General features: G+C 65.1%; 16 protein-coding genes and 1 pseudogene. 2 read left to right on the forward strand and 15 right to left on the reverse strand.

What is annotated here, in order from left to right; translation table 11 throughout:
- Both Q7U29_RS13935 and Q7U29_RS13940 read right to left on the reverse strand, forming a co-directional pair.
- Positions 1-1,674: isoleucine--tRNA ligase (locus Q7U29_RS13935; protein ID WP_304742348.1), on the reverse strand; the 1,674-nt coding region annotated here is incomplete at its 3' end.
- Positions 1,675-1,986: 312 nt separating this feature from the next.
- Positions 1,987-2,958, reverse strand: coding sequence for a bifunctional riboflavin kinase/FAD synthetase (locus Q7U29_RS13940; RefSeq protein WP_304742350.1), 972 nt, complete (start codon positions 2,956-2,958; stop codon positions 1,987-1,989).
- 228 nt (positions 2,959-3,186) lie between these two features.
- Here Q7U29_RS13940 and Q7U29_RS13945 point away from each other — a divergent pair, with 228 nt between their 5' ends.
- The gene (locus tag Q7U29_RS13945; protein ID WP_304742352.1) at positions 3,187-3,582 is read left to right on the forward strand and encodes a response regulator; all 396 of its coding nucleotides are present in this window, start codon (positions 3,187-3,189) and stop codon (positions 3,580-3,582) included.
- 152 nt (positions 3,583-3,734) lie between these two features.
- On the opposite strand, the gene Q7U29_RS13950 is transcribed toward Q7U29_RS13945, so the two are convergent.
- The 10 genes from Q7U29_RS13950 to uvrC form a co-directional block, all read right to left on the reverse strand.
- The gene (locus tag Q7U29_RS13950) at positions 3,735-4,589 is read right to left on the reverse strand and encodes a TIGR01459 family HAD-type hydrolase (protein WP_304742354.1); all 855 of its coding nucleotides are present in this window, start codon (positions 4,587-4,589) and stop codon (positions 3,735-3,737) included.
- Between the two features lie 15 nt (positions 4,590-4,604).
- Entirely contained in the window at positions 4,605-6,092 is a 1,488-nt protein-coding gene (locus tag Q7U29_RS13955; RefSeq protein ID WP_304742356.1) for an EAL domain-containing protein, read from the reverse strand.
- A 125-nt stretch (positions 6,093-6,217) separates the two neighbouring features.
- Positions 6,218-7,345, reverse strand: coding sequence for a YihY/virulence factor BrkB family protein (locus tag Q7U29_RS13960; protein ID WP_304742358.1), 1,128 nt, complete (start codon positions 7,343-7,345; stop codon positions 6,218-6,220).
- A complete protein-coding gene (locus tag Q7U29_RS13965) occupies positions 7,345-7,935 on the reverse strand; it encodes a phage holin family protein (protein ID WP_304742359.1) in 591 nt (196 codons plus the stop codon). Before Q7U29_RS13965 ends, Q7U29_RS13960 begins: the two co-directional genes overlap by 1 nt.
- A 232-nt stretch (positions 7,936-8,167) precedes the next feature.
- On the reverse strand, positions 8,168-9,514 hold the full coding sequence (locus tag Q7U29_RS13970) for an aspartate aminotransferase family protein (protein WP_304742361.1): 1,347 nt from the start codon (positions 9,512-9,514) through the stop codon (positions 8,168-8,170).
- 135 nt (positions 9,515-9,649) lie between these two features.
- Entirely contained in the window at positions 9,650-10,612 is a 963-nt protein-coding gene (gene prmB / locus Q7U29_RS13975; RefSeq protein ID WP_304742363.1) for a 50S ribosomal protein L3 N(5)-glutamine methyltransferase, read from the reverse strand.
- A 13-nt stretch (positions 10,613-10,625) separates the two neighbouring features.
- Positions 10,626-11,093, reverse strand: coding sequence for a molybdenum cofactor biosynthesis protein MoaE (locus tag Q7U29_RS13980; protein ID WP_304742365.1), 468 nt, complete (start codon positions 11,091-11,093; stop codon positions 10,626-10,628).
- 7 nt (positions 11,094-11,100) lie between these two features.
- Positions 11,101-11,352 carry a molybdopterin converting factor subunit 1 gene (moaD, locus tag Q7U29_RS13985; protein WP_304742367.1) on the reverse strand — a complete coding sequence of 84 codons (252 nt, stop codon included), beginning with the start codon at positions 11,350-11,352 and terminating at the stop codon, positions 11,101-11,103.
- Positions 11,349-11,966 carry a CDP-diacylglycerol--glycerol-3-phosphate 3-phosphatidyltransferase gene (gene pgsA, locus Q7U29_RS13990; RefSeq protein ID WP_304742369.1) on the reverse strand — a complete coding sequence of 206 codons (618 nt, stop codon included), beginning with the start codon at positions 11,964-11,966 and terminating at the stop codon, positions 11,349-11,351. Before pgsA ends, moaD begins: the two co-directional genes overlap by 4 nt.
- Positions 11,967-12,050: 84 nt before the next feature.
- Positions 12,051-14,147: an excinuclease ABC subunit UvrC gene (gene uvrC, locus Q7U29_RS13995; RefSeq protein WP_304742371.1), complete on the reverse strand. Its 2,097-nt coding sequence runs from the start codon at positions 14,145-14,147 to the stop codon at positions 12,051-12,053.
- Positions 14,148-14,424: 277 nt separating this feature from the next.
- Here uvrC and Q7U29_RS14000 point away from each other — a divergent pair, with 277 nt between their 5' ends.
- Complete coding sequence (locus Q7U29_RS14000; protein ID WP_304742373.1) at positions 14,425-15,051, forward strand: outer membrane protein; 627 nt, start codon at positions 14,425-14,427, stop codon at positions 15,049-15,051.
- Positions 15,052-15,313: 262 nt separating this feature from the next.
- Here the strand turns inward: Q7U29_RS14000 and Q7U29_RS14005 are convergent, their stop codons facing one another.
- The 3 genes and pseudogenes from Q7U29_RS14005 to Q7U29_RS14015 form a co-directional block, all read right to left on the reverse strand.
- Positions 15,314-15,526, reverse strand: coding sequence for a cold-shock protein (locus Q7U29_RS14005; RefSeq protein ID WP_304742374.1), 213 nt, complete (start codon positions 15,524-15,526; stop codon positions 15,314-15,316).
- 279 nt (positions 15,527-15,805) lie between these two features.
- The gene (locus tag Q7U29_RS14010) at positions 15,806-16,666 is read right to left on the reverse strand and encodes a 23S rRNA (adenine(2030)-N(6))-methyltransferase RlmJ (RefSeq protein WP_304742376.1); all 861 of its coding nucleotides are present in this window, start codon (positions 16,664-16,666) and stop codon (positions 15,806-15,808) included.
- A 142-nt stretch (positions 16,667-16,808) separates the two neighbouring features.
- A pseudogene (locus Q7U29_RS14015) lies at positions 16,809-17,244 on the reverse strand (ribonuclease T2); the annotation flags it as partial.

Here is a 17,244-nt window from a genome sequence, read left to right on the forward strand (position 1 = left end):
GGCGCCTTCTTCCATGAAGGCTTCGGCGATGCGCTGATTGACGATTTCGTCCTGCAGGATTTCGGCTGTCCCGTCGCCCTTCTCGCGCACGAACACCGCGATCGGCACGCCCCAGGCGCGCTGGCGCGAGATCACCCAGTCGGGCTTTGAGTTGACCATGCCGTTGATGCGGTTCTGGCCCGACGGCGGCACCCATTGGGCGACCGAGATGGCGTGTTGCGCGCGGGCGCGCAACGTGTCGCCCGGTTTTCCCTTGCCGTCCTCGACGATATTCTGGTCCATCGCGATGAACCATTGCGGCGTGTTGCGGAAGATCACCGGCTTCTTCGAGCGCCAGGAATGCGGGTATTGATGCTTGAGCCGGCCGCGCGCCAGCAGCATGCCGCGCTCGACCAGCACCTTGATCACCGCCTCGTTGGCGTCGCCCTTTTCGCCCTTGTCGTTGATGACGCGTTTGCCCGTAAAACCCGGCGCGTGATCGGTGAAGGCGCCGTTCTCATCGACGGTGTAGGGGATGGTCGTGCTGATGCCGCGCGCCGCCAGATCGCGCCCATTGGCCATCCAGACCTCGAAATCCTCGCGGCCATGGCCGGGCGCGGTATGAACGAAGCCGGTGCCGGTGTCGTCGGTGACGTGGTCGCCGGGCAGAAGCGGCACGACGAATTCGTAGCCGCCGCTGACGCCCTTCAGCGGATGGGCGCATTCCACCGCGTCGAGCGTGTCGGCCGGCAAGTCGCGCAGCTTCTTGTAGGCGGTGACACGCGCCTGCTTGAACACGCCTTCCGCCAGCGCATCCGCCAGGATCAGCAGGTCGCCGTTCCTGGCCCAGTTGTCGCCGGGCGCATCGGTGACCTCAAAGAGGCCGTAGGAAATTTTCGGCGAGAAGCTGATGGCGCGGTTGCCGGGAAGCGTCCAGGGCGTGGTGGTCCAGATCACGACGCTGGCAGTGGCCAGCACGCCATGTACCGGCGAGGTGACCGGAAACTTCACCCACACGGTATCGCTGGTGTAGTCCTCGTATTCGATTTCGGCTTCCGCCAGCGCGGTCTTTTCCACCACGCTCCACATCACCGGCTTGGAGCCGCGATACAGCAGGCCGTTGGCGGCGAACTTCATCAGCTCGCGTGCGATCTGCGCTTCGGCGGCAAAGTCCATCGTGGCGTAGGGGTGATCCCAGTCGCCGATGATGCCGAGCCGCTTGAATTCCTCGCGCTGCACGTTGAGCCAGTGCGTGGCATAGGCGCGGCATTCCTTGCGGAACGCCACCATCGCGGTTGAATCCCTGAAGTCCGGCTTCTGCTTGCCCTTGGAGCGGTAGTTTTCTTCCTCGATCTTCCATTCGATCGGCAGGCCGTGGCAGTCCCAGCCCGGCACGTAATTGGAATCGAAGCCGAGCATTTGCTGGCTCTTGGTCACCACGTCCTTGAGGATCTTGTTGAGGGAGTGGCCGATATGGATGTTGCCGTTGGCGTAGGGTGGGCCGTCATGCAGGACGAATTTGGGCCGGCCGGCGGCGCTCTCGCGCAGTCTGCCGTAGAGGCCGATCTCGTTCCAGCGCTTGAGGATTTCCGGCTCGCGCTGCGGCAGGCCGGCGCGCATCGGAAATTCCGTCTGCGGCAGGAACAGGGTCCTGGAATAATCGGTAACGTCGGACTTTTGCGGCTTCTCGGACATGAATGCTCTGGTTTGGCTCAAGGGGCGCTGAAACGCGATTCATCGCGGATGAATGGATAAGGGTCCCGGTCTTGCGCCGAGCAGATCGCTCAGGCGGAAGCCGGGCCGCTAATGGGGATGGTGCGCCGCGCAAACATGGGGCTTTCCATAGCAGCCGGAAGGGAAAATCGCAAAGCCCAAGGGAAGCCCAAGCCTATTCCGGCCGCCAGTCTTCCGATCAGGGGCGCGGGGGATGCGGGCGGGCCGGATTGCCCGTAACGGTCTGGCCCGGCTCGATTCCGCCCGCCGGCATCTTTTGCTTTTCGGTCTTGCTCATCCGACCGCCCCGAGCTTCGGAAACGCATCCGGCGCCGCCGCCAGCGCCGCGCGGGCGCGGGCCGAGTCGTCGTCCATCTGGCGCACCAGCGCCTCGATGCCGTCGAACTTCACTTCCTCGCGGATGAAGGCGATGAAGGCGACATCGAGCGACGCGCCATAGAGGTCGCCCTTGAAGTCGAACAGGAACACTTCCAGCAGCGGCGCGCCATTGTCGAAGGTCGGGCGGCGGCCAAAGCTGGCGACGCCGTCGAGGCGATCAGTTCCGCGGCCGACCCGCACCGCATAGATGCCGTGTTTGAGACCGCAATTCTTGTCGAGCCGGATATTGGCGGTGGGATAGCCGAGATCGCGGCCGCGCTTCTCGCCATGGATCACGGTGCCCGCCACGAACCACGGGCCGCCGAGCATCGCGGTGGCGTCGTCGATCTGCCCCTCCGCGAGCGCCATCCGGATCGCCGAGGAGGACACCGGCCGTTCGTCGATATCGATATGGGCCTGGACGTCGACCTCGATGCCGAGTCGGGGCGCTTCGCTGACCAGCAGGCTCGGCGAGCCCACGCGGCCCTTGCCGAAATGAAAGTCGTAGCCGACCGCGATCCCGCTGATGCCGAGCCGTTCGATCAGGTCATGGTGAATGAAATCCTGCGCCGTGGTCCCGGCGCGGCCCCTGTCGAAGGTCATCACCACGGCGCCGGAAAGCCCGGTCCCGGCCAGCAATCTCAATTTGCTGGCCTCGTCGGTGAGCCGGAACTGGGGGGTGTTCGGGCTGAAGAAGCTTTTGGGGTGGGGCTCGAAGGTCACCGCCAGCGCCGGCCGGCCATGGGCGCGGCCCATCTGCAGCGCGGCAGCGATCACCGCGCGGTGGCCGAGATGGACGCCGTCGAAATTGCCCATCGCCACCACCGCCCCCTTGGGGATGGAGGCTGCGGGCGTGGTGTCGCGAATAACGGTAAAGCCAGGCGTCATTTTGCAGGATTCTTCCGGGCGAGGTCAGCAGGCGCGGGACCGTGACGTGGCGGCCGCGATGAAGTCAAGCCGGGCGCAACCGGCCGTAGAACGGGTGCTTTCGCCATGTTTCCCGCCAAGGTCGGTTAACGGGCTGTTTAAAGGCTGGTGGTACTGGTGGGAGCGGAATGCGGGGCTTTTTGGCCTGGCGCAGGCCCGTGTGGTTTGTAGCGTTGCGGGGGAGTCAAGATGGCGGTTGATTTGTCGATGTCGGTTCTGGTGGTGGATGACTACAACACCATGATCCGGATCATCCGAAATCTCCTGAAGCAGCTTGGCTTCGACAATATCGATGACGCCAGCGACGGCTCGGCGGCGCTGAACAAGATGCGCGTCAAGAAATACGGGCTGGTGATCTCCGACTGGAACATGGAGCCGATGACCGGCTACGACCTGCTCCGCGAAGTTCGCGCCGACCCCAATCTCGCCACCACGCCGTTCATCATGATCACGGCGGAATCCAAGACCGAAAACGTGATCGCCGCCAAGAAGGCCGGCGTCAACAATTACATCGTCAAGCCGTTCAACGCCGCCACGCTGAAGACCAAGATCGAGGCGGTGTTCCCGGATATGGCGAGCGCGTAAGCGCGCATCGCAAACGCACCGACGGTGTCGTCCCTGCGAACGCAGGGACCCATAATCCCGGGCGTCAATTGTGAAGCTGGCTACTGCCATATCGCGCAAACGATAGATCACGCGGTATGGGTCCCGGCGTTCGCCGGGACGACGGCCAGAACCTACCACCTCAACTCCCGCATCAGCGCCTTGGGCGGACGGCCGAACAGCTCCTTTACCGAGGCGGGGTCGAGCTGATCGATGCCCTCGAACTCTTCGGAGTGGATGCCACGGGTCAGGAACAGGCAGTCTATGCCGAAGGCATGCGCGCCGGTCAGGTCGGTCCGCACGGAATCGCCGATCGCAAGCACGCGGTTGAGCTGGATGGGGTGGCTCTGGCGTTCCGCCGCGAGCGCCATGGCGCGCTCATAGATCGGCCGGTGCGGCTTGCCGTAGAAGATCACCTCGCCGCCGAGTTCGCGATAGAGCTCGGCGATCGCGCCGGCGCAGTAGATCAGGCGGTCGCCGCGCTCGACCACGATGTCCGGATTGGCACAGACCAGCGTCAACTGGCGCTCCCGCGCCTTCAGCATCATGCCGCGATAATCCTCGGCCGATTCGGTTTCGTCGTCGAACAGGCCGGTGCAGACGATGTAATCGGCGTCTTCCAGCGGCGCGAGCATCGGATCGAGGCCGCGATAGATCGAATTGTCGCGCTCGGGGCCGAGCCAGAACATTTTCTTGGCCGCATGGTCGGCGACGAAATGCCGGGTCAGGTCGCCCGAACTGACGATGGCGTCATAGGTCTCGTCGGCGACGCCTAATTTGCGTAATTGCCGCTGCACCGAATCGGCAGGCCGTGGTGCGTTGGTGATGAGGATCACCGTGCCGCCCTGGGCGCGGAAAGTGTGCAGCGCCTCACAGGCTTCGGGGAAGGCTACCAGGCCGTTGTGAACCACGCCCCAGATGTCGGAGAGCACGACTTCGACGCCGGGGACGAGGTCGCGCAGCCGCTCGGCAAAGCGCAGTCCGGTCATGGCCGCGACAACCGGTCAGCCCGGCCCAGCGGCGCGCCGCGCCAGCGCGGCGTTGCCGGTCGTCCGCGCCGGGGGCTCGATGGCCGGACCAGGGAGGGGAGCCGTCTTGGGGGGGCCATTGGGTTCCTGCGCGTTGTTCGGAGGCGCCCCGCCGGTAGCAGATGCTCCCTCGGGCCGCAACGGCCGGGGGGGTGCAAACAGAAATCCCTGCCCGAACCGCACGTCGTAATCGAGCAGGTCGACCACCGCACGTTCGCCTTCGATCCGTTCGGCGATCAGGTCGATGCCGAAGCGGCCGAGCAGATCGGAAAGGTCCGAGGGGTGAATGTCGGAGGTGGAACCCGAGCGCTGGTCGAGCAGCAAAGCGGCGGGGACCTTGATGTAGCGGACGCCGCGATCGGCCAGTTCGCGCGGCTCGATCCTGAGATCGGTGACGTGGTCGATCGAGAAACGGTAACCGCGCTGCGCCAATGCGGCGAGATGCTCGGTCTCGACCGGGCCGAGGTTGCGAAACGTCGCCTGCTTGAATTCGAGCACGAAGGACGGCGCCAGCGCCCGGTTGGCTTCGAGGAAATCGAGGCATTGCGCGAAGGTGGTGGGATTGCCGAGCGTCGCCGCGGCGACGTTGCAGAAGATCCCGACGTCCTTGTTGCGCACCATCAGGCGGCGCAGCACCTGCACGCAGCGCAGCATCACCATGTGATCGATCCGCCCGATCAGCCCGGCGGCTTCGGCGACCCCGATGAAATCCTCGGCGGCGAGAACCTCGTCCTTGTCGTCGCGCAACCGTGTCACCGCCTCGTAGAAGCGCACCTTGCGCTGCGGCAGGGTCACCATCGGCTGCAGATAGATATCGATGCGGTTTTCCTCGACCGCGCCCTTCACGGCGTTGAGGATGTGCGCGTGGCTGCGCGATGGCGTGGTCTCTGTGATGGCAGGTGCTGCTGCGGCAGGCGCTGCTGTGACCGGCGCTGCCGTGACCGGCGCCGCCCTGGCGGGCGCGGGCGCGCTGGTTGTCTCTTCGGCGACATCGGGCAGTTCGCTCGGCGCTTCGCGCTCCGGCGGGCTCGCAGGCTGAGGCGGCGGGGCAGCGGCGCCCGCGGCCAGCATGTCGTCGTGGCTGGCGACCGAGCTTGCGAGCTGCTTGACCAGCACGCCGAGCTCGTTGATCTCGCCGATCACGGTCTGGATGCGGTCGGCGCCGGTCGAATTGGCCGACACCACCCGGCCCTCGACGGCGGCGAGGCGGCGCCCGAATTCGGCAACCTGGCGGGCGAGGTCGGCGGTGCCGCGCGACAGATCCGCGATCTGGCCGCCGACATCGGTGCGGTCGCGCAGGCGCATCGACACGGCGGTGTAGAGGATCAGGAAGGTCAGCGCGGTGAGCGCCACGATCGCGGATTCCGAACCGCTGATGCCCAGCACCGAATAAAGAATCAGGCCGAGCGAGGCCGCGACCAGCACCATGCAGATGGCGATGAAAACCGTGGATATGCGAATCATGTCGCGCGCAACGCCCTCGAGTCCAGACTGCTCCTGCCCGGTGGAAACGCGAAAGCCGCAGCCATCGGTCGTGTCGTGCGCTCCTCCAGGCGCTACGAGCTTAGCATCAATGTTGATTCGACGAGCTAGTGTTCTTCCGATCCGGCCGGAACCGCCGGTCCCACCGTATCCGCCATCACGGCGCCGCGGGCGCCGAGCGGCCTGGGCCGCCCGACCGTCGAATCCCGTGCCGTCTGGTGCTCGATTTCCGAGTTCAGTTCGGCACCGCACAGCACGATGATGGCCGACATCCACATCCACATCATCAGGCCGATGGCGGCGCCGAGCGAGCCGTAGGTGGCGTCGTAATTGCCGAAGTTCGACAGATACCACGACAGCAGCGCGGAGCCGCCGATCCAGAGCAGGGCAGCGGCCAGCGTGCCGACGCTGAGCCATTCCCATCGCGCCGCCCGCCGGCTCGGCCCGAACCGGTAGAGCACACCGAGCGCCGCCACCAGCATCGCGAACATCACGGGCCATCGCACCAGGCTGACGATGGTCTTGCTCTCCTGCGCGAGACCGAGATGATCGAGCGCCAGCGGCAGCGCCACCACCGCGCTCACCATCAGCATCAGCGCCATGATCGCGCCTGTGGTGAATGCCAGCGACAGCAAGTTCAGCCTGAAGAATCCGCGCTTCTCGCGCTCGCCATAGACCACATTCAACGCTTCGATCACGGCCTTGACGCCGGCGTTGGCGCTCCAGATCGCGAGCCCGAGGCCGAACACGAAGGTTGCGCCGAGCGCGGTCTCACCCTTGGCAAGCACGCGCGCGATCTGGTCCTGCACGATCTGGAACGAACCCTGCGGCAGCATCACAGCCATCGTCTGCAGATTGGCGCCGATGGTGGAGGCATCCGCGAACAGCCCATAGGATGATACCAGCGCCGTGATGGCCGGAAACACCGCGAGCAGGCCGAAGAACACGACGCCGGCGGCGGTGGCGAGCAGGCGGTCATCGTTGATCTGCTGCCAGGTGCGCCACAGGATATCCTTCCAGCCGGCGAGGGGAATCTGGAAGGGATGGCTGGAAAGCCGGCCGCGTCCGGGCTGCGCGATTTCAGGCGCGAAGCGATGGGCAGGCGCGATTTCCGGTTCGCGAGCCGGCTCCGGTGCGGTGATGGTTTGAAGATAGCGCTGTGCGGTGAGAACGAAAATCGCCGTGGCCGCGACCAGAAGCAGGTTGTCGGCCGCCTCGGTGCGCCGGGCGGACATCAGGGCGCCGTTCGTCGTGCCTGCTGCCGCCGCACGGCCGCCCAGCCCAACAATGTAGCCGCCAGCAGCAGGCCGGCCTGCATCTTTCTGCTGTCCACGACCGGCCCGGGGCGGGATGTCCGCGGTGGGAGGCGCGCGCCGCCCACAGGCGTAGCGGGCTCGCGCAGGATCGCCGTCGCGGTATCGGTCGCGGTCTCGACCCTGGCCGGTTTGATCGGATTGGCGTTGATGGCGACGCGCAGGCGGCTCGCCAGCGACGGGAATTGCGGCGCCGGGCGTTTCAGCCGGCGGGCCGCCACTCCCGCGCAGATCGCCGCGATGGCCACCAGCAGGCCGCCGGTGGCGCCGAACGCCGGAAACAGCCCGTAATTGATTTCAATCCAGCGAAACAGGGCGGTCGCCCCAACAAGAATCGCGGCGATCAGAAAAATGCCGGCGGTGGCGAACATCCCGGCCGCAACGGCGTAGGAGGTGGCGGTGCCGGTGGCCTGGTCGGTCCGGTCACGAAGATAGGACCGCGTCGCCCGTTTGACCTGGTTCAGTTTCAGCGCCAGTCCGGTGCGCAGCAATCCGCTCGAGAGCGCGAGCATATCCGTCGTTCCTCCACCGCAGCGACGCCGATCGCCCTGCCGTGAGATGAACGTGGAGAGGTTTTGAAGGTTCCGTGTGGCCGCTACGTGTCCCGGGCGCGGTGCGGCGTGGAACGCCGCTCCGCAGAACCGGGACCCATGGCGCAGGGCCTGCCGCGTATCGAAATGGGTCCCGACTCTGCGGCGCACCGTTGAAGAAGCGCTGCACCGCGTCCGGGACACGAGAGTGACCTTACGCCACCGCGCGGATCACCTTGGCGACCTTGTCGACGATCTCGCCGATCTGGTCCTCGGTGATGATCAAGGGCGGCGTCAGCACCAGCGTGTCGCCGGCCACCCGTATCATCAGGTCGTTGTCGTGGAACGCGCTGTTCAGTCCGTCGAAGCCGCGCTTGCCGGGCAGGTCGGGGAGGGAGGAGAGGTCGACGGCCGCGGTCAGGCCGACGCAGCGGATATCCACTACATTGGGTTCGTTCTTCAGCGACATCACGGCGTCGGCGAGTTTCGGCTCGAGCATTTTCGCGCGCTCGAAAAGCTTCTCCTCGCGGTAGATATCGAGCGTCGCCAGCGCCGCGGCGCAGGAGATCGGGTGCGCCGAATAGGTGTAGCCATGGGTCAGTTCGACGACATGCTCCGGCCCGTTCATGAAGGCGTCGTGGATGGTGTCGCGCACCAGCACGCCGCCCATCGGCGCGGCGCCATTGGTGATGCCTTTTGCAAATGTCAGCATGTCCGGCAGCACGCCGTAGCGTTCGGCTGCAAAGGCGAAGCCGAGCCGGCCGTAGCCGGTGATGACCTCGTCGAAAATCAGCAGGATGCCGTGCTTCTGGGTGACCTCGCGCAGCCGCTTCAGATAGCCCTTCGGCGCCGGCAGCACGCCGGTCGATCCGGCCATCGGCTCGACGATCACGGCGGCGATGGTGTTGGCGCCGTGCAGGTTGACCAGTCGCTCCACATCGTCGGCGAGATGTGCGCCATATTCCGGCTCGCCCTTGCTGAAGGCCTGCTTCTCGCGGTCATAGGTGTGGGAAATATGATCGACGCCCGTCAGCAGCGAGCCGTAGATCTTGCGGTTGCCGACAATGCCGCCGACGGACGTGCCGCCGAAGCCGACGCCGTGATAGCCGCGCTCGCGGCCGATCAGCCTGACGCGGCCGCCCTGGCCGTTGGTCTGGTGATAGGCCAGCGCGATTTTCAGCGCGGTATCGGCAGCCTCCGAGCCGGAGTTGCAGAAGAACACGTGATCGAGGCCATCGGGCGCCAGATCGGCGATGCGCGTGGCGAGTTCGAAGGCCTGCGGAATGCCGAACTGGAACGGCGGGGCGTAGTCCAGCGTCGCGGACATCTTGCCGATCGCCTCGGCAATCTGCGGGCGGCCGTGGCCGGCATTGCAGCACCACATACCGGCGGCGCCGTCGATGATCTTGCGGCCGTCGACCGTGAGATAGTGCATGTCCTTGGCGCCGGCGAGCATCCGCGGGTTCTTCTTGAACGCCCGGTTGGCGGTGAACGGCATCCAGTGCGCGGCGAGATCGTTCGGCACGTTGACGGTGGCGGGGCGTGGGCTCTTATCCAGCATGGGGGCCTCTTCAAGGTTATGGGGCATGGGCAGCTACCGGCAAGCTATCAGCTTCGCTGCGCATCGGGAACGCCGATGCAGCGCAATATTTGCTCAATCAGGCGGATTGAGGCATGCGCGGCACCTGGTCTGGCCTCACAAATCGGCGGCGCCGATCCAGAACACTTCGCCGTCGGAATCCTCAGTCTCGAGCCAGAGCAGCGGCAGTTGCGGGTAGGCGGCTTCCAGCGCCGGCCGGCAGCGGCCGATTTCACACAACAGCCCGCCCTGCGGCGTCAAATGGCGCTTGGCCTCGTCGAGGATGCGCCTGACGATATCGAGCCCGTCGGCGCCGCCATCGAAAGCGAGTTTCGGCTCGGCGCGGCATTCGCGCGGCAGGTCGGCCATCCCTTGCGCGTCGACATAGGGCGGATTGGAAATGATCAGGTCGAAGCGCCGGCCTTCGAGCGGCCCAAACAGGTCGCCCCGGTGCAGCGTGATGCGGTCCTCGAGGCCGTAATCGGCGACGTTGCGCGCGGCGACGGCAAGCGCGTCCTTGGACAGGTCGACCGCGTCGATCGCGGCATTGGGGAAATTCCGGCTCGCGAGGATGGCGAGACAGCCCGAGCCGGTGCAGAGGTCGAGCACGCTTTCGACGTCTGCGGGATCCTCGATCAGCGAACCGCCGGCTTCGTCATCCTCGCCGCCGAAATGGGAGTCCAGCAACTCGCCGATGAAGGAGCGCGGCACGATGGTGCGCTCGTCGACATAGAACGGCAGGCCGCGCATGTAGATCTTGTTGACGAGATAGGCGGCGGGTTTGCGCGACGTGACGCGGCGCGCGATCACGTCGAGGATGGCCTTGGCTTCGTTGGTCGTGACCCGCGCCATCGCGAACGTCTCGAATTGGTCGGGATGCAAATGCAGCGTTTCGCAGACCAGGAAGGCGGCCTCCGCCACCGGATCGGTGGTGCCATGCGCGAACACCAATCTGGCTTCGATGAAGCGGCTGGTCGCATAGCGCACGAAATCGAGCAGCGTCTTGAGTTCTCCGGCTGCGACCCTGGGCAGTTTTATCGCGGCGGGCCGCTTCGCCGCCGGTTTTGCGCGTTTTGCCATCAGGATTTGGCCATCAGGATTTGGTCCAGCGCGCGGCGGCGTCGTCGTCGTGGCTGTGCGCGTCGACCCAGCTGTTTCCCTCGGGCTTTTCCTCGCGCTTCCAGAACGGCGCATTGGCCTTCAGATAATCCATCAGGAACTCCGCCGCCTGGAATGCCGCCTGCCGGTGCGCCGAGGCCGCCAGCACCAGCACGATGTTTTCGCCGGGCTCAATGCGGCCGACGCGATGAATCACGGTCAAGCCCGTCAGCGGCCAGCGCGACATCGCGGTCTCGGTATGGCGGGCGATTTCGGCCTCCGCCATCCCGGGGTAATGCTCCAGCGTCAGCGCCGTGATCGCCTCGTCGCCCTCGCTGCCCCTGCAGATCCCGGAAAACGTCACGACGGCGCCGATATCGATGCGCCCTTCCGTGAGCGCTGCGATCTCGCAGCCGATGTCGAAATCGGCTTGCTGGATCCGGATGGTGACATTCGCGGCCATGCCTGGATCAGCCGCCGGTCATCGGCGGGAAAAAGGCAATCTCGCGGGCGCCGGCGATGGCGGTATCGGATTTGACGTGGGCGTGGTCGATCGCGGCGCGAATCACCCGTGGCGTCTCGAAGGCATGGGCGTAGGTCTCGCCCTGTCCCGCCAGCCAGGCGATCAGGTCGTCCACCGTGCGAACGCTGGCCGGCGGCTCGACCGTTTCCTCTGATTTGCCGATCCGTTCGCGCACCCAGGCGAAATACTTGACCTTCAACCCTCATCCTCCTTGATGAGATGATGAATGCCGGCGCGGAAATAGTCCCAGCCGGTATAGATCGTGAAAATCGCCGACACCCACAAAAGGACGATGCCGATCAGCGTGGTCGGCGGCAGGATCGCCTCGCCGGCTTCACCGGCGATCAAAAAGCCGATCGCGACCAGCTGGATGGTGGTCTTCCATTTCGCCAGCTTGGTGACGGGGACGCTGACCCGCAGGGCAGCGAGATATTCGCGCAGGCCCGAGACCAGGATTTCGCGGCACAGGATCACGATGGCGGCCCACAGCGTCCAGCCATGAATGCTGCTATCTGCCGCCAGCATCAGGAGGCAGGATGCTACCAGCAGCTTGTCGGCGATCGGATCCAGCATCCGGCCGAACGCCGAGTGCTGGTCCCAGATCCGGGCATAGTAGCCATCCAGATAATCGGTGATGGCCGCGGCGATGAAGACCGCCAGCGCCACCCAGCGCAGCCACAACGGGTAGTACATGATGGACTGCAGGAAGACGCAGCCTACCACCACCGGAATCGCGGCGATCCGGCCGTAGGTCAGGATATTCGGCAGGGACATCGAGCTCCTGCCCGAACCCTTTGTCGTGGCGATGTTCATCCGTCTTACCAATACCGCCCAAGCATGAAGGTCAACCGTGCGGCGCACGTGATCCGATGCAGACGACCCCTGTGTGACGCGAAACTACCCCGGCTGAGCATGGAAAAACTCGAAAATCTTGCGGGCGCTCTCGGCGCTGACCCCTGGAACCTTGCCGAGATCGGCGATCGAGGCCCGCTCGATCTCCTTCAAGGTTCCGAAATGGTGCAGCAAGGCACGTTTCCGTGACGGGCCGATGCCCGGGATTTCCTGCAGGCCGGCCTCGCGGATGTCCTTTTTGCGCAGCTTGCGGTGCGAACCGATCACGAAACGATGCGCCTCGTCGCGCAGCCGCTGGATGAAATACAGCACGGGGTCGCGCGGCTCCAGCTTGATCGCCTCGCGGTCCGGCATGAACAGGGTTTCACGGCCGGCGTCACGGTCCGGCCCCTTGGCCACGGCCAGCAGTGTCACCCCGGTCAATTGAAATCCCTCGAAAATCTCCCTGACGGCGTTGAGCTGGCCGCGCCCGCCGTCGATGATGACGAGGTCCGGCCATTGCGGAAACGAATCATCGTCCGCTTTCGGCTTGGCGGCGCCGTCTTCCGCGGGCTTCAACAGCCGCTTGAAACGCCGTTCGAGCACCTCGCGCATCATCGCGTAATCGTCGCCGGGGGTGAGGCCTTCCGACTTGATGTTGAACTTGCGGTACTGGTTCTTGATGAAGCCATCCGGCCCCGCCACGATCATGGCGCCGACCGCGTTGGTGCCCTGGATGTGGCTGTTGTCGTAGACCTCGATCCGCTTCGGCGGATGGGCTAAGCCGAGCGTGGTGACCATGCCCTGCAGCAGCCGGCTCTGGGTCGCGGTATCCGCCAGCTTGCGGCCCAGCGCCTCGCGCGCATTGGTCAGCGCGTGCGCGATCATCTCCTTCTTTTCGCCGCGCCGTGGCGTCGTGACTTCCACCTTGAAGCCGGCCTTGATCGACAGCGCATCGGCCAGCAGCTCGCTTTCCTCGACGGCGTGCGACAGCAGGATCAGCTTCGGCGGCGGCTTGTCGTCGTAGAACTGGGCGAGGAACGAGGCCAGCACCTCTTCCGGGGTAAAGGTTTTCTCGGCGCGGGGGAAATAGGCGCGGTTGCCCCAGTTTTGCCCGGTGCGGAAGAAGAACACCTCGATGCAGGAATAGCCGCCCTCCTGATGGATGGCGAAGACGTCGGCTTCCTCCACGCTGCGCGGATTGATGCCCTGCTGCGACTGGATCGCGGACAATGCCGCGAGGCGGTCGCGGTAAAGCGCCGCGGTCTCGAATTCGAGTTCGGCGGAAGCCTTTTCCATCTCGCCGGCGAGCTGTTGTTTCACCACGCGGCTGCGGCCGGACAGGAAGTCCGTCGCCTCGTGCACCAGTTCGGTATAGCCGGGGAAATCGATCTCGCCGGTGCACGGCCCCGAACAGCGGCGGATCTGGTAGAGCAGGCAGGGCCGGGTACGGCTTTCGAAGAACGCGTCGGTGCAGGAGCGCACCAGAAAGGCGCGCTGCAGCGCCGTGATGGTGCGGCCGACCGCGCCGGCCGAGGCGAACGGACCGAAATATCGTCCCGGGCGCGACTGCGCGCCCCGATGCTTTAGAATTTGCGGCGCCCAATGGTCGCCGGTGATGAGAATATAGGGAAACGATTTGTCGTCACGCAGTTGCACGTTGAAGCGCGGCCGCAGCTGCTTGATCAGGTTGGCTTCCAGCAGCAGCGCCTCGGTTTCGGTCGTGGTCGACACGATCTCGACGGTCGCGGTGGCCGCGATCATGCGCAGGATGCGCGCCGGCTGCGGCGCCGAGACCCTTGCATAGGAAGAAAGCCGCTTCTTGACGTTCTTCGCCTTGCCGACATAGAGCACGTCGCTGGCCGCATTGAGCATGCGGTAGACCCCGGGCGAGGTCGGGGCATGGCGCACCGCGTGCTCGATCGCGGCGTGGCCGGACGCCAACCGGCCTTCCGGCAGTGCTTCGCCTGACTCGTCCGCAAGCTCCGGCAGGCCCTCGTCGTCCTCTTCGGCGCCTGAGGTCGCGGGGTCGAACTCCTCCGGCGCCGGGTCCTGCGGCGGCAGATCGGCAGGCGCGGAGGCCGGCGTTACGGCGCTGCGCTCCGTCGGCGGAACGGGAACCTTAAGGGTATCCTTGGGGGTCTGGGAAGAATCGTGGTCCATCGGCCGAATACTTAAGCGCTGGCACCGTGCATCGCCAGCGCCGCGACGGCAGCCGCAGCCTCTGCCGACGCCCATCCGCGCGGCGAACCGCAGCGTAACACTTTCTTAAGAATGCTGAGCGGGCGGTAACGGGTCTTAACAACCCTTTAACTTAAAACTCTCGATAAATCTTATCAGAAGACGAGTGAATTCCGTAACCATGCGGCCTCGCGTCGCGCCCCCAATTCGGGCGCTTCTCGAAGCGGAAGGGTCACGGCAGTTGCGTGGGGAGAGTACGATGAAAAAGCTTGTATCGCGCGCAGTGGCGCTGGCTGCCGTGAGCTGGACTCTGTCGGCGCAGGCCGCCGACATGAACAATTACGGCGCGCGCGCCCCCTATACCGTCAACCAGCCGCTCAATGCCTACAGCTGGGCCGGCCCCTATCTCGGCGCCAATCTCGGTTACGCCTGGGGAAGCGTCCACAACAACCCGGCCAAGCCTTCTGGTTTCGTCGGCGGCGTAACGGCCGGTTACAACTGGCAGACCGGACCATGGGTGTTCGGCGCCGAGGGCGACATCCAGGCGACCGGCGCCAATGATACATTCGCGCCGTGGAAGTTCTCCAATCCGTGGTTCGGCACGGTGCGCGGCCGGGTCGGCTACGCCTTCAACAACATCATGTTCTTCGGCACCGGCGGCCTGGCGTTCGGCGAATTGCGCGGTGAGACCTTCGGGCTGTCGGAAAGCCATACCAGGGCCGGCTGGACCGTGGGCGCCGGCACCGAATTCGGCCTCACCCAGAACCTCAGCGCCAAGATCGAATATCTCTATGTCGATCTCGCCAATTCCAACTTCACCATCACCGGAGCGTCGAACGGTTACCGGTTCGGACTGCTGCGCGCCGGCGTGAACTATCGCTTCTGACGACAAGAAACTTCCGAACAAGAAAAGATCTACTGCAACCTCCCGGCCGCTTCCCGCGGCCGGGATTTTTTTGTGTTGGCATTGCTGCTGCCCCCTTCTCAAACAGCACATTCACTCCCTCATGGTGCGTCTCGAACCATCGGGCACCTTGTCTGCTGCCATCCTTCGAGACGCCGCGCGAAGGGCGCGCGGCTCATCAGGATGAGGGAGTGGGGGGCTCTGCTCGAGAAGTGAAGCGGCTGCGCCCCTACTGGCGGAGCTGCTACGAAATCACCAGATTGACCGCCTTGGGCCCCTTGCCCTTCTTGTCCGGTTCGACTTCGAAGGTGATGCGCTGTCCTTCGATCAGGTCCTTCAACCCGGCCCGCTCCACCGCGGTGATGTGAACGAACACATCGCGACCGCCGTCATCGGGCTTGATGAAGCCATAGCCCCGTTCTCCGTTGAAGAACTTGACGATCCCAGTCATGGCCATCGGGAAACTCCTCCCCCGTACTGCACCGCCACTACGCGCTTGGAGCGCGTATCAGCTCGACCGGACATTCGCTGCCGGAAGGCAGGGCCATCTGCGGATTAGGCTGCGCCGCCGATCCGTCTTGAAATTATTTGAGGCCTTGTCACTCCGCCGCTACCATTCGCGGAAGCGGAACGTAAAGCCAGTCCCAATGGACTGAGCATAATACGGTTCCCGGCAAATTGCCTACCGCTCAAATCGTGCTTTTGCGGCGCGGCAAACCGGTGCCGGCTTGCGGAGTCAGGGCCTCGGCACTTCGAGCCTGAACCGGCCGGCGCCGCCCTGGCCGAGCGGCTTTTCCAGTTCGGGCAGGATCGCCTTCAACTCGCCCATCAGCGTCCAGGGTGGGTTGACGATCAGAAGCCCTGACGAGACGAGGCCCGGGGATGCGGCCTGCGGTGCGACGCTGAACTCCAGCCGCAGGCATTTTCCCGGCGGCTTGGCGGCGCCTGCCACCTCGGCGACGTGCCGGGCCAGGCTGTCGGTGGCGCGCCGGCTTTTCACCGGATACCACAGCAAATAGCTGCCGGTCGGCCATTTCGCGAAGGCCTCGGTGAAGCCTGCGGCCAGCCGTTCGAACTCGTCCTTCTGCTCGAACGGAGGATCGATCAGAACCAGGCCGCGCCGCTCGTTCGGTGGCACGAAGGCCGGCAGCGCGGTCCAGCCATCGAGGTCGACCACCCGGGCCTGGGTGTCGCGCCTGAGTGCCTCGATCAGGCGCTTGCGGGCTTTCGGCTCGACCTCGCAGGCGGTCAGGCGATCCTGCGGCCGCAGCAGCGCCCGGGCGATCAGCGGCGATCCTGGATAGGCCTTCAGGTCGCGCTGCGGATTGAACGCCCTGATGATGTCGAGATAGGGTTTGAGCAGCGGCTCGGTCTTTTCCGAGAACCGGGCCTGCATGATGCGGGCGATCCCGGTCAGCGATTCGCCGCCCCGGCGGGCTTCGTCGGAGGTCAGATCGTAGACCCCGGCGCCGGCATGGGTATCGATGACGCGAAACGCCGCCGGCTTCTCGTGCAGATGGGCGAGCATCCGCACCAGCACGATGTGCTTGATGACGTCGGCGAAGCCGCCGGCATGAAAGTCGTGACGGTAATTCATGGGGGACTGATGGCCTTGCCTGGAGAAGACGCACCGTCTTCTACTCGTCATGGCCGGGCTTGTCCCGGCCATCCACGTTCTTGGCTGACAAGACGGAAGACGTGGATGCCCGGGTCAAGCCCGGGCATGACGAAAGAGAGAGCTACGTCCCCCGCATCGGTGGCATCACCACCTCGTCGCGGCGGCAGGCGCGGCGGTCGGTCTCCTCGCAGGCGCGGAACTGGAGGTCCTTGCTCATGCAGATGCGCACTTCGCTGAGCCGCTTCCTGCCGCAGACCACCGCGATCGCCGAGGCGCTGAGGCCGGGATTGACCTTGATGAAGGCTTCCTCGATCTCGGCGGGCGCCAGGGATTTCTCGGCGGACAGATCGAGATATTCCGGCGGAATCTTCACGGCGGCGCGAGCCTTGCGGATGGTCTCGAAATAGGCCCGGGCGCCGAGCCCGGAGCAGGTGCCGTGCTTGTCCCATTCGGCAAAGATCAGCCCGGGCGCCGGCATCAGATCCAGCATCGACGTCATGATATTGCGATCGAGCCGCGGCGAGGGCCGCTGGCAGTAGTTGGGAAAGCCGCGCTCA

This window comes from Bradyrhizobium sp. (assembly GCF_030654605.1).
Lineage (GTDB): Bacteria > Pseudomonadota > Alphaproteobacteria > Rhizobiales > Xanthobacteraceae > Bradyrhizobium.